At 46.7% G+C, this 12,965-nt stretch carries 10 protein-coding genes and 1 tRNA gene; 6 read left to right on the top strand and 5 right to left on the bottom strand.

Translation table 11 applies throughout. The features are described from left to right. Window positions 1-3: 3 nt before the first annotated feature. From BUB18_RS25985 to BUB18_RS25975, 3 genes are all read left to right on the top strand, one after another. Window positions 4-1,851, top strand: coding sequence for a M1 family metallopeptidase (locus BUB18_RS25985; protein WP_073086770.1), 1,848 nt, complete (start codon window positions 4-6; stop codon window positions 1,849-1,851). 169 nt (window positions 1,852-2,020) lie between these two features. Beyond that, the gene (locus BUB18_RS25980) at window positions 2,021-2,512 is read left to right on the top strand and encodes a DinB family protein (RefSeq protein ID WP_073086767.1); all 492 of its coding nucleotides are present in this window, start codon (window positions 2,021-2,023) and stop codon (window positions 2,510-2,512) included. A 210-nt stretch (window positions 2,513-2,722) separates the two neighbouring features. Beyond that, window positions 2,723-2,795 (top strand) — tRNA-Lys (locus tag BUB18_RS25975). A gap of 308 nt (window positions 2,796-3,103) precedes the next feature. Here BUB18_RS25975 and BUB18_RS25970 read toward each other — a convergent pair. Continuing rightward, on the bottom strand, window positions 3,104-3,475 hold the full coding sequence (locus BUB18_RS25970) for a winged helix-turn-helix transcriptional regulator (RefSeq protein WP_073086765.1): 372 nt from the start codon (window positions 3,473-3,475) through the stop codon (window positions 3,104-3,106). A 72-nt stretch (window positions 3,476-3,547) separates the two neighbouring features. On the opposite strand from BUB18_RS25970, the gene BUB18_RS25965 reads away from it, so the two are divergent. Further along, window positions 3,548-4,576, top strand: a complete 1,029-nt coding sequence (locus BUB18_RS25965; protein WP_073086909.1) for a zinc-dependent alcohol dehydrogenase family protein — start codon at window positions 3,548-3,550, stop codon at window positions 4,574-4,576. A gap of 35 nt (window positions 4,577-4,611) precedes the next feature. Here the strand turns inward: BUB18_RS25965 and BUB18_RS25960 are convergent, their stop codons facing one another. The 3 genes from BUB18_RS25960 to BUB18_RS25950 all read right to left on the bottom strand — a co-directional run bounded on the left by BUB18_RS25960 (window position 4,612) and on the right by BUB18_RS25950 (window position 7,166). After that, on the bottom strand, window positions 4,612-5,415 hold the full coding sequence (locus tag BUB18_RS25960; protein WP_073086763.1) for a helix-turn-helix domain-containing protein: 804 nt from the start codon (window positions 5,413-5,415) through the stop codon (window positions 4,612-4,614). 103 nt (window positions 5,416-5,518) lie between these two features. Next, entirely contained in the window at window positions 5,519-6,511 is a 993-nt protein-coding gene (locus BUB18_RS25955) for an SDR family NAD(P)-dependent oxidoreductase (RefSeq protein WP_073086761.1), read from the bottom strand. Window positions 6,512-6,704: 193 nt separating this feature from the next. Next, window positions 6,705-7,166 carry a pyridoxamine 5'-phosphate oxidase family protein gene (locus BUB18_RS25950; protein ID WP_073086759.1) on the bottom strand — a complete coding sequence of 154 codons (462 nt, stop codon included), beginning with the start codon at window positions 7,164-7,166 and terminating at the stop codon, window positions 6,705-6,707. Between the two features lie 203 nt (window positions 7,167-7,369). Here BUB18_RS25950 and BUB18_RS25945 point away from each other — a divergent pair, with 203 nt between their 5' ends. Beyond that, complete coding sequence (locus tag BUB18_RS25945) at window positions 7,370-8,416, top strand: alpha/beta hydrolase (protein WP_073086907.1); 1,047 nt, start codon at window positions 7,370-7,372, stop codon at window positions 8,414-8,416. Between the two features lie 121 nt (window positions 8,417-8,537). Here BUB18_RS25945 and BUB18_RS25940 read toward each other — a convergent pair whose 3' ends face one another. Further along, window positions 8,538-9,554, bottom strand: coding sequence for a phosphotransferase (locus BUB18_RS25940; protein WP_073086757.1), 1,017 nt, complete (start codon window positions 9,552-9,554; stop codon window positions 8,538-8,540). A gap of 159 nt (window positions 9,555-9,713) precedes the next feature. Here BUB18_RS25940 and BUB18_RS25935 point away from each other — a divergent pair, with 159 nt between their 5' ends. Further along, window positions 9,714-12,860: a TonB-dependent receptor gene (locus BUB18_RS25935; protein ID WP_143160106.1), complete on the top strand. Its 3,147-nt coding sequence runs from the start codon at window positions 9,714-9,716 to the stop codon at window positions 12,858-12,860. Window positions 12,861-12,965 lie beyond the last annotated feature (105 nt).

Below are 12,965 nucleotides of genomic sequence, written 5' to 3'. Positions count from 1 at the left end.
CTTATGAGAAAATACCTTTTATTGCTGGCAACGATGTGGAGTAGCTACAACGTAGTTGCCCAGCAGTTATATATGCCCCGGAATATCCGCCATGCTTATAGCGCCAAAACCCGGGATCAGAGTGGCCTTCCCGGGCAAAATTACTGGCAGAACAAAGGCCGCTATGATATTCAGATGAAGCTGGCACCTCCATCCCGTACCGTTACCGGCACGGAATCCATTGTGTATGTCAACAACAGTCCGGATACGCTCAAACATTTATGCATCCGCATGAACACCAATCTGCATAAATACCAGGCCCCCCGCTCCGGCTATCATAGTATGGACTTCCTGGACAGCGGTATGGTGATCGATAAATTTGTGTACAATGGCCAGGAGTTGAAATTCAATAACGACGTAGGTACGGCGGCAAAGATCCGTTTGCCTCGCCCGCTGGTAGCGCGCGATAGTGCTAAGATTGAGATCAGCTGGCATTATGACTTATCAAAGGAGAGTGGTCGTGAAGGGATGATCGACAGCACCACTGCATTTCTGGCGTATGCCTATCCCCGTATAGCCGTGTATGATGATTATAATGGCTGGGATGATATTCCGCATACGGACCGTGCAGAGTTCTATAATGATTTTAACGATTACACCGTGGCTATTACAGTACCAAAAAACTTTGTGGTATGGGGTACCGGTGATTTATTAAATGGTGGCGAAGTGCTGCAACCTTTGGTGGCGCAGCGTTTGAAAGAAAGTTATGTAGCTGACAAAACGATGCAGATTGCAACTTTGCAGGATATGCTGGATGGCAAGGTAACGGCGCAGCGCGATTGGAATACCTGGAGATTTGCGGTGAATCATATTGTAGATGTGACGTATGGGGTGAGTGATCATTATGTATGGGATGCCGGCAGTGCCTTGCTGGATACGGCTACTGGCCGCAGGGCGAGCATGCAGGCGGCTTATAATGATACGGCTGCCGACTTCCGTAAGTCGGTGGAATTTGGCAGGTATGCGCTGGGTTGGTTTTCGAACCACTGGCCGGGCATAGCTTATCCATATCCGGTGATGACGGCTTTCCAGGGGTATGCTGACATGGAATATCCGATGATGGTGAATGATGGCAATGTTGGCGATCTGGGATTTGCGCAGTTGTTGCAGGATCATGAGATGGCGCATACTTATTTTCCATTCTACATGGGAATCAATGAAACCCGTTATGCGTTTATGGATGAGGGTTGGGCCACTACTTTTGAATACCTGATTGGTATTGCAGAAAAAGGGCAGGAGGTTGCGGACGAATTTTACAAAGAGTTTAGGGTAAAGCGTTATATAAGTGATCCGAGTACAGAGGAGGATCAGCCAGTTATTTCTATGTCCACCCAGGTGAGTGGCATGGGCTATGGCAGTAATTCCTATGGCAAGGCTTCGCTGGCTTACCTGGCGGTAAAGGATTTGCTGGGAGATGCTTTGTTTAAGAAATGTTTGCATCATTATATGCATACCTGGAATGGGAAGCATCCTATTCCATGGGATTTCTTCAACAGCTTCAACGCTGCTGCCGGCAAGAACCTGAACTGGTTCTGGCATAACTGGTTTTTCACGAACAATTATATAGACCTGGCAGTGGGGCCGGTGAAGGGGAAAACGGTGACGATCCGCAATGTGGGTGGTTTCGCTATTCCGTTTGACCTGGTGGTAACTGATGCGGCCGGCAAGGAGGTCCGCAAACATTATACGCCTGCTATTTGGGAAAAGAACCAGCAGGTGGTAACGTTGCCGGTTCCGGATAAAGTTCGTAGTGTAAGGGTAGAGGGCGGTTTGTATATGGATGCAACGCCGGGAGATAATGTAAGTAAGTAATCATCTTTTTATATCCGGAAGGGGACAGGGCTTGGTAGCGCTGTCCCCTTCTGCATTTGGTGCCTATGAGGAAGGCCTTCTAAAACTTTTTTTAAAATATTTGTTATACCTGCTGACATAGGGTTGTCACCTTGTGATTTTTACTTTGTATCAACAAAACAAAGCAACTATGAATATCATTGAATTATTGCTCCAGGAGTTGAGGAGCGAGTCGGCCACTACCAGGAAGATGCTGGAACGTGTACCTGATGGCAAATTTGACTGGCAGCCTCATGAAAAGAGTATGACTGTTGGCCGTTTGGCGACGCATTTGGCGGAGGTGTCGGGCTGGATACCAATGGTGTTAAATACGGAAGAGATTAATTTTTCAGAAAAGGATTTCAAGCCCCGGGTGATACCAACGAATGCGGAGTTGTTAACTTTTTTTGAGGAGGAATTGCAGAAGGGGGAGGAAGCGTTATCCAAAGCAACGGAGGCAGACTTACAGAAAACCTGGACGATGCGGGATGGTGATCAGATATGGAGTACAAGTAGTAAATATGAGGTGATGCGTATGATTCTCGGGCAGATGATACATCACCGTGCACAGTTGGGCTATGATCTGCGCTTGCTGGAGGTGCCTATTCCTGGCAGCTACGGGCCGAGTGCAGACGAGCACTAAACTGATATTTAAGTAAGCGGGGTAATGTTGCACGGGCGCGACGTTACCCTGCTTACGTGTATGCATATACGCAAATTTGTAAATTTTTTTATCGTCTGTAATCTGCTGTGGTGGCTGGTTTTGTATTTTTGTAAAATAAAATTGTTATTTAAATTTTGTGAGAATAAATATTTTTCTATCTTTGCACTCCCGAAACAAACAAAAGGGAATGATTCCGTAGCTCAGTTGGTAGAGCAATACACTTTTAATGTATGGGCCCTGGGTTCGAGTCCCAGCGGGATCACAGAAGAATATCAAAGGTTATTAAAGCCGCTTAAATCACCCGATTTAAGCGGCTTTTTTGATTTTGCCGTAAAAAAGGTAAATCATACAAAACGAGGATCAAGGGATCAAGTTGAATACCTGGGGGATTGATTATTTTTAAGCGCATAGAGTTTACATCATCTGAATAGAAAAAAATCTACGTCTCTTACTCCACGCTCTGCATTTCTGAACGAATTTATCCTGGCATTAAACTGTTCAGACTTCATTGGATTTGCCTAATGTTTATGTTGACATGGCGGTTTTTCAAAACAGCCTCCCGGAACTCTGCTATGGAGCGATTTCCATAAGTATGGGTTGGTTATTTTCCTTGCCCCATTCGTATAATGCTGAGAGTACAGGATGTAACGATCTTCCTTTTTCAGTTAAAAGATATTCAATATTCCGGGGAGGTTTTTCCTGGTGGATAATCTTTTGAATAAGTCCATCTTGTTCCAGTTCTTTCAGTTGTAAGGTGAGCGCTCTTTCTGTTACAAAGGGAATTGATTTTTTCAACTCGCTGTAGCGCATAGGTTGTTTCATCAGTCTGTTGATGATCAGTGGTTTCCATCGGCCACCTACGAGCGTGAGCGTATAGGAAATAGGGCAGAGGGTTACCAGTTGCTTAAGGTTGCTGGTATTGGTAGACTGGAGTTTTCGCATATTCAAAGATACGAACAAAATTTTCCGTTATTGTTTGTCTTCGCTGCCGTTGTGACCTTTGAGAAAAAAAATATGAAAAGCATTAACAGCAAGGCATTTCTGGCAGACAAAGCAAAAGGTGCAGGAAGCATACGTTCGGTATTACAAACTATTTCTGCGCCGGGCCCACAGGAGGTACTGATACGGGTAAAGGCAGCAGCATTTAATTACCGAGAGGTGATGATCATTGAATCAGGTATATATCCACTTCCGGTGAAAGAGACTTTTATTCCGCTGGCAGATGGGGTGGGAGAGATTGTAGCTGTTGGGGAGGAGGTTACTTCTTTTAAAGCGGGCGATCGTGTAGCGGCAATGATGTTTCCCTACTGGCAATCCGGGCCTTTTCAGGCGGAGTTTTCCAGGCAGCTGGGGGGTGCGTTGGATGGTATGCTTACAGAGTATAAGGTGTTGCCAGCAGCCGGCGTGGTGCGTATTCCGGATCATCTCAGCTATGTAGAGGCGGCGGCTTATCCCTGTGCCGGCGTTACTGCCTGGAATGCCTTGTTTGGCGGGGCAGGGCTATTACCGGGCCAGACGGTGCTGACATTGGGGACAGGCGGTGTGGCTATGATGGCATTGCAATTTGCCAAAGCAGCCGGCGCCCGTGTAATCGCTACCAGCTCCACCACGGAAAAAATGGAGTTCCTTCGTAAGTTAGGTGCCGACGATGTGATTAATTACAAAGAGCATCCGGAATGGCATAAGGAAGTAAAAGCGCTTACCAGTGGCCGTGGAGCAGATCACGTAATTGAAATCGGTGGTGGTGGAACAATGGCGCAGTCGGTGAAATCGGTATACCTGACTGGAGAAATTAGCCTGATAGGAACGATGGCTGCCGGGGATCCCCTGATGAACCTAAATATGCTGTTAACTACCGCCGCTACAATTCGTGTTATTGCCGCCGGGCACCGGGGGCATCAGCAGGCAATGAACAGTGCCGTGGCGCTTCATAAGCTCAGACCAATCATAGACAGTGTATTCCCTTTTAATGAAGCGCCGGAGGCGTATCGCTATTACCTGAAAGGAAAATACCAGGGGAAAGTAGTGGTGTCGATGGAGTAAGGTGAGATATAGAGTTATTACTTGAGGAGTTGTGATCATTCCAACAACTTCGTAGGCGCATATCCGAAGTGTTTCTTAAACGCAAACGAAAAATGAGACAGATTTTCGAATCCTACTTCATAGCATACGTCAACCGGCTTCTTTTTCTTCTCCTTGAGATGGTAATGCGCCAGTTCCAGTCTTTTTTGCGTTAGCCAACGTTGCGGTGTATTGTTGAACGCTTTGCTAAAATCCCGTTTGAAGGTAGTGAGGCTTCTGCCTGTCAGGTAACCGAATTTCTCCAGTGGCATGTTGAACATGAAATTCTTCTCCATGAATTCGGCGAGGTCGATCTTTCCTGGTTCTTCGAAATTGGCCAGCACATTATCTACACTTCTGTCGATCGTCCGTAGAATGCTAATAGCTTCGGTGATTTTCAAAGACGCGATATCCTCCGGTAGGTTTTTCATATCGAAATAAGGGATCAGGGATGCCAGGCAGCTTTCGAGCAACGGGTGATGATTGAAGCTGTAGATCTGCTGTGGTCGCATGGTTTGTGGTTTGGAGGGATGCGATGCGTAAAAGTGCCGCAATCTTTCCACCGTTAAATGCATGACCACCGTTTTATGTGGCTGCAGGTCTTTAGGATAATTAATTATCGTTGCCAGTTGATTACGGGGTATAAGGAAAATGTCTCCTTTCCCGAAATAATAGGTAGCATCCGCCTGAACGATCTTGGTTTCGCCCGAAATGAACCAAACCAGCATGTGGTGTTCAAACATGATGTCAGATTTGAAGAAGTTGTCGTCATAGCACGACAATTTTATATCTTCTGTGATGTATTTTGCCTTGTATTCCATTTTTATGGGTTTTGCAGGTCAGCACCATCTAAAAATAACAAGAATCGGCGGGATAATGGGATGGAACCGGTCAGTTGTTCTTTCATTTTTCAGCGATTGAAGGTCAGCAATTAAATTGGTGGCCCATCATTTCTTCGGTGAGCGTCCATAAGTGTTTGGCGCTGGATTCCTGGAGAGAGTAAGGCTTCACGCCTCCGGAGGTGGATTCACCGGTTGCCAGTGCGGCAACATCAGCATCTTCACAATACACGCCGCCTGTGTGGTTGAGCAGAGGTGAGGTGGCGCACCAAACCGTGGTGGCGGCGCCCTGGGAAATGGTTTTCAGGGAGGCTAGCACTTCCGGAAGCATGTTACCGTCCGCATCGCAGAAGCCCATTTTTTGGAAAAGTTCAAGAGGCGCTTCCCGGCCAAGTTCTGTACCGCCGATAGATCCGGGGTGGAGGGAATAGGCTCTTACATTACTTGCTTTGGCCCGGTTGTCGAGTTCCATTGTGAAGAGGTTTACTGCGGTTTTCGACTGGCCGTAGCTTTGTAGAGTTTCATAGTCGCGGTACAGGAAGTTTGGATCTTCGAAATCGAACGGCGCAAACTGGTGGCCTTGCGAAGAAACGTTGACCACCCTCGCGCCATTTGCCTTTTTGAGGGAAGGCCACAGTCTGGCCGTGAGCTGAAATTGCGCCAGGTAATTGGTAGCCAGTTGCGATTCAATGCCCCGGCTGTCCCTACGCAAGGGCACCCACATAATGCCGGCGTTGTTGATGAGCAGGTGCAGCGGCCGTCCCGATGCCAGGAAGGTGTCGGCGAATTTGTCGATGGAGGCGGGATCCATGAGGTCCATCGCTGCGATTTCCACATTCGGAATGCCCTGCAGATTCCGTTTCGCCTTTTCGATGTCTCTTGCCGGAACAATCACGGTAGCCCCGGCTGCCGCCAAAGTGCTGGTAGTTTCTAATCCTATACCGGTATTGCCGCCCGTTACGATGGCGATTTTCCCGGTAAGGTCAATACCCTTAATAACGTCTGCTGTTGTGGATGTGGCATTGAAGCCAGAATGTAAAGGGGTTTGCAGTGCGCCCTGGTAATTGTTTTGTTTCATGACAGTAATTTTTTAATCGTTGATGTTGAAACAAAATTACTTTGCCATGAAATGGGCGCCTTTGTTCAAAAGTCCAAATATGCTTTGTTCAAAAGGCCGGTTTTTGTGCCACGAAATCAAGGGGGGATGACGCACTTCAGCCTGGCAAGGCTTATTTCTACTGGCTTATGCTAAAAATGTGAATATTTTTCAGTTAATATGATGCCCATCCATGACCGAACCTACCTGTTTTTTCCGTTACTATGATCTTAAAAACGATGGGGCGGACGGCAGGTGGGTGCCGCTCACTATTCATCAGCAATTCTTTAAATCCACCCGTTTCTGCTGCATGGTACTGCTGTAGATGGCCCACTAAAAATTTCATGAGATAGTATTTCTCTCTTTGTTCACTTACTTCTTCAAACTCGCCACGTACCAGTACTGAACGCCAGTTTTCCAGGTCGTCAATTTCATCTGTCTGAAAACAAACATTTGGATTTTTGCGCATGATATCGATCTTCAGGCCAGGCCGGGAATGTCCGACCAGGTAGGTGCCATTATAGGCATAACTTACAGGTACAATGTATGGCTGTAGCCCGTCAGTACAGCCAATCCGGCCGGTGGCATGCTTTGTCAGTATTTCATCGATCTCCTCGGGTGTGAGTGTTCCTATCATAGGATTGTTTTTTCAAAATTATCGACAGCGTGTTTGATATTCCTTGATCGGTATCAGTTGGAAAGATGAGTATGGTCATGTCTTGCATGAATATCCTATTATAACAAAAGAATGATCTAAAAGTTATGTTATGGGAAATCAATTGTTTTTTAGGCTACCTGTTTACGATAAATAATAGTATTTTGGACAATTATAACACAGTTATGAAAAGGTCCATCGTTTTATTACTATGCATTAGTTTGGTTGCTGCCACCCTGCCGGTATTTGCCCAGCGGGTACCTAAGGGAACTGTACAGCGTATAAAAGTTCACGGGCAATTCCTGGAAGGGAATCTAAGTGGCGACAGCGCTGATCGCTATGTTTCGGTTTATCTTCCGGCAGGCTACAGTTCTTCTTCAACAAAAAAATACCCGGTCATTTATTTCCTGCATGGCTATACGGATAATGATGCAAAATTCTATGGCTTCGAAAAACACTGGATGACCCTGATCAACCTGTTGGATACCGCGTTTGCGAAAGATCCTGCGCATGCGGCCATCGTGGTTACACCGGATGCATTCACGAAGTTTCAGGGTAGTATGTATTCTAATTCTGCTACCACCGGCAATTGGGAAGATTTCATAGCGCAGGAACTGGTAGGGTATGTCGATAGACATTACCGCACCATTGCCAGAAAAGAAAGCCGTGGATTATGCGGGCATTCCATGGGGGGCTATGGAGCATTACGTATTGGTGAAAGGAATCCGGATGTATTTTCTGCTGTTTACATGTTAAGTCCCTGTTGCCTGAATTCCGCTCCTATGGCTACAGGAGACATACCCGCTCCATTGCTGAAAGCGGAGCAAATAAAAACTATTGAAGAGCTGCAGCAGGCCGACTTCTTCACTAAAGCCACCTTTGCATCAGCTGCAGCGTGGTCGCCTAATCCGCAGCGTCCACCGTTTTACCTGGATCTTCCCGTTAAAAATGGGCAGCTGCAGCAGGACGTTATTTTAAAATGGGATGCTAACCGCCCGTTAAATAGTCTGGACCAATATATTTTTAATATCAAAAAACTTAAGGCAATTGGGTTTGATGCAGGTGATCGGGACACTGGTATAGCAGAGAGTATTAAAACACTGCATGCTGCATTAGATGCTTATAGTATTAAGCATGATTTTGAGATATATGACGGCGATCATATAAATCATGTAAGCAAGCGGATACAGGAAAATATGTTACCGTTTTTTTCGAAGTATTTAGGGTATTGATCGATAGCGCAATTTTTAACTATGAAGCAAGCATCTTTAACTTGCTGCTGCCTGCTTTATACTATTTTGCAAGGTGGTATATGCATGCGTAAACAGGAGTATTCCATGTATCGTGTTTTATTTATACTATATCATCTCTCAATACGCTAAGCGCATCCGCAAACCGCTCCCCGCGCATCTGATGCACCGCCTCATTCATCAACGCCTTGCCGTACATCAACTGCCCTTCATATGTAGCCAGCGACAATCTTCCAGACCCAATCAGCGGCCCCACCTCTCTCAGGGAGATTCCTTCCATTTCCTGATCCACCGCCTCAGGCTTATTCCGTGCAGCCAGCTGCAACATCATCAATGAGTAGATTATCCGGCTGATCTGCCGCATCACATAAAACCGGGCAGCCTGATATTCACTGACCTCACCAAAGTAGGTATTCAGGAATATAGCCTCCTGTTCGGGGGAGTGAATGAAAAAGTTAGCTACTCCTGCAAGGTCTATATACCTATCATTTAAGAAAGCCGTATCCCAGTCAATGATCCAGAGCTCCTTCCCATCACAAAGAATATTAGAAGGATTTAAATCATTATGACTGAAAACCATGTCCGCATCCTGCCAGGGATAAAACTTTTTTATTTTTTCGTAGTATGCCAGGCATTCATCGGGTACAGGGCCCGCCAATAGCTGACTGCTACGGAAGCCGGCCACAATCTGCTCCAGCGTTACTTCCATATCGTCGCCAGGTATAGCGTAGGGGATCGCATGAATTTTTTTAACCGCTTCCGCCAGCTTCGCTGCCAGTATCTCTCCGCTAAAGGTAGTTCTGACAGGTTGGCTTACCACAAATTCACTGATAGTAATACCATTTTCTGCATTTTGATAACATAACGGTGGCGCAATACCTGCCGTTGCAGCAAGTGCTATCCGCTCAAAAGCTGCTGTAGAAGCACGATTTCCCGGTATGTCCAGTTTCATTACATAGGGCTGATTATTCACGATAAGCTTATATACCGCGGCGGATGATAATCCGCCGGCGAGCAGGGTGACCTCACCAACGTTTACATTTCCAAAGGCCTTTTCAAAAGCAAGGTGGATAGCAGTAACGCGGTCAGCAGGAAATATAGTTGTATTATTTAATGACATAGGAGCAGTAATATATACAATATTACTACGCCATCCCCACTTCTCAAAACAACTCACCCCACCGACCCTACGAATAGTTAATATTTTGTTAACCTCCCCGTAATATTCCCAACACATCACCCACCTACTTTTGCACCCTAAGCATAAACACTCATGTCAATGAAGAGAATTATCTGTCTAATCTATCTTACCCTAAGCTTGCTGACTTCAACCAAACTATTCGCGCAATCAACCCTGGCAGACTTAAACGGCCAGATCAAAGCTAAGGATGGTACAGCAATACCAGGTGCATCAATCACAGTAAGAAATGAATCGACCGGCTTCACCAACAGAACCCAGTCCAATACAAAAGGCGTTTTCACCTTTAAACAATTACCGCTCGGTGGTCCGTACACCATAACGGTGTCGGCCATGGGTTTTGGCTCCCAGAAAAAACAGGACTATAACCTGAACCAGGGAGATGCATTACAGGTAAATTTTGACCTGGAATCATCGGTGTCAAACCTGGAAGCAGTAACCATTACCTCTACTTCCAACAAGAAGGCAATCGTAAACGCCGGCGCAGCAACCACTATCACGCCTACTGATATCAGCCGCCTGCCTGTTAACGGAAGAAACTTCGCCAACCTGGCAGCACTGTCGCCACTCACCGGTAACGGCAACAGCATCGGCGGCCAGTTAGGCTCCGGTACCAACTACACCATCGATGGTATGACGGCAAAGAACCCTACCTCCGCAGGTCCTACCACCTCCAGGAGCGGTGCGCCTTACTCCATCTCCATCGAAGCGGTGCGCGAGTTTAAAGTGGTGACCAACCAGTACGATGTTACCCTCGGCAGGTCCGGCGGTGGTACGGTAAGTGCAGTAACCAAATCAGGTACCAACACTGTTTCCGGTTCGGTATTCGGCTACGGTCGTGCCAACTGGTTATCCAGCCCTTACGATATCCGCGGTAACAAAAGAAACAACAACTATTCTACCTACCAGTTCGGCGGCTCCATCGGCGGCCCACTGATCAAGGATAAACTGCATTACTTCCTGGCCTGGGATCACCAGACAGATAACCGCTCCCTCGTAATCGCTGACGTACGCTCCGCTTCTGATGAGCTGGTATACAACGTTACCCGTAACGTGCTGGACACTTTTGTTGATATCGCCAGAACGAAATATGGTGTTTCCAGCCACGCACAATACGGATCGTTTAATAAGCAACGTATGTCCGACGCGGGCTTCCTGCGCATCGACTGGCAGATCAATGATAAAAACCTCCTGACTATCAGGAACAATTATACGAACGACGTTAACAAACTGGGACTGATCGATAATACCGCCATTGACCTGTATGAGTCTACCGGTAACGACTATAACCGCGACAACAGCCTGTTGCTGACACTCCGTTCTACCATCAGCACCAAACTCACCAACGAATTAAAAGCCCAGCATTTATACACCTGGCAGTCCAGTGAGCAAAACGATGAGCTGCCCGGTGCACTGCCAAGAGCGATCGTTGAAAACGTAACTTCTGTGCTGTCCGACGGTTCCACAAAATCTACCAACATCCAGATCGGTGGTCACCGCTTTGGACAGGAGAATTTTACCAACAACGTATTCCAGCTGACAGATAACTTATACTACAATACCGAAAAAATAAACTATACCTTCGGTATCGACCTGATGTATACGCACGCTAAATCCCTTTACGGTAGCGAGGTAAACGGTCGCTATGTATACAGAGGTATGGATGCCTTCCGCAACAATACCCCCTATGCTTTTTACCGCGAAGTGCCTTTAGTGGCTGATCCAAGCGTAGTATCCACTATCTTCAACGGCGGTATCTATGGTCAGTTACAAACGTCCCTGGGTAAGGGAGTGAGCCTCACCGCCGGTCTGCGTTTTGACATGGCTACCTACCCCAAGGCGCCTCTCAACCAGGACCTGTACAATGCCCTTGGCCTGAGCACTAACAACAGTATCAAATCTTTCGTGCCGCAGCCAAGGTTCCAGTTTACCTGGGATGTACAGGAAAAACATACGGACTACCTCAAGGTGGGCGCAGGCATTTTCAGTTCCGATATCAACAACTACATGCTCATCAACAACCTGACGTTTGATGGCAAGCACTTCGGAACGGTAAACCTGAACTCCAGCTCCGTGGCCATTCCTTCACCTGATTTCTCTGCCTTCAGAAAAGACCTGGGAACGGTACCGGCGTTCACCCAATACCAACTGCCACTCATCAACTACACAGGCCCTGATGCTAAAATACCGGTGGTATACAAAGCGAACATCAACTATACCAAATACATCACCAGCCGCCTCCGTATGGGTATTTCCGCTTACCTGACCTATGGCCGTAACAACTACTTCTATATTGATAAAAACATGGTGGAAACACCATATTTCACCCTTCCTGCTGAAGCTAACAGAGGGGTGTATATTCCTTTAGATAAAATGAATACCAGCGGTGGTAGCGGTAACTATCTCGATGGCAGAAAGAGCACTGCGTTTGGCAGGGTACTGGAACTAACCAGCCTGGGTAAAAATAACACCTACACCTTTGTATATGATGTAAACTATCGATACTATAAGGATGGTAACATCACCGCCAGCTATACCTGGAACGATTCAAAAGACAATACCTCCTACAATGGTAACGTTGCCAACAGTGCTACTTTAGGCCTGCCGGTAGCAAGTGACCCGCGTGACCTCAGCAAAATGTCGTACTCCGATGCGCAGTTCCGTCATAAAGTAGTATTCTATGGTACTTCTCCCACCTTTGCAGGATTTGTATTCGGAGTACGCTTCTCCGGACTGGGCGGTACCCGCTACAGCCTGTTGTCGGGCGTAAACAGCAACCAGGACTTCGTGAGCGGTACCAACGACCTGGCTTATGTGTTTGATCCTAACGCTGCTACTACACCTGCCGCTGTAAGAGACGGACTGCTGAAACTCCTGAATGCGGGTGATGCCGGATTCAGAAAATATGTGGAGAAGTCCACCGGCAAAATCGCTGAAAGAAACGGTGGTATCAACGGCTTCTACGGCACAGTGGATTTAAGACTGGCTAAACAATTTAAAATTTCAAGAAAAAGCGGTTTTGAACTGTCAGTAGATGTGTTCAACTTCGCCAACATGCTGAATAAGAAATGGGGATCCAGCCACAACTTCGGTAACACTTCCCTGTACCGCGGTACTGCGTTCGATAAAAATACCAGGGCTTATACCTACGCTGTTAACACCAGCGGTGTAGCTAACCCGGGTGGAGATCCTTATCAGATACAGTTGGGAGCGAGGTTCTTCTTCTAAGTTATTATAGTTAAAGAGATATTGATGATCGCCAGGTTGAAGTGAAACTTCGGCCTGGCGATAGTCTTTTTTAATATTCTTATCAAGTGAGATGTGGATTTTCGC

This window comes from Chitinophaga jiangningensis, from assembly GCF_900142605.1.
GTDB lineage: Bacteria > Bacteroidota > Bacteroidia > Chitinophagales > Chitinophagaceae > Chitinophaga > Chitinophaga jiangningensis.
Note: the sequence above shows the minus strand (reverse complement) of the source record. Positions and strands in the feature narration are given on the sequence as shown.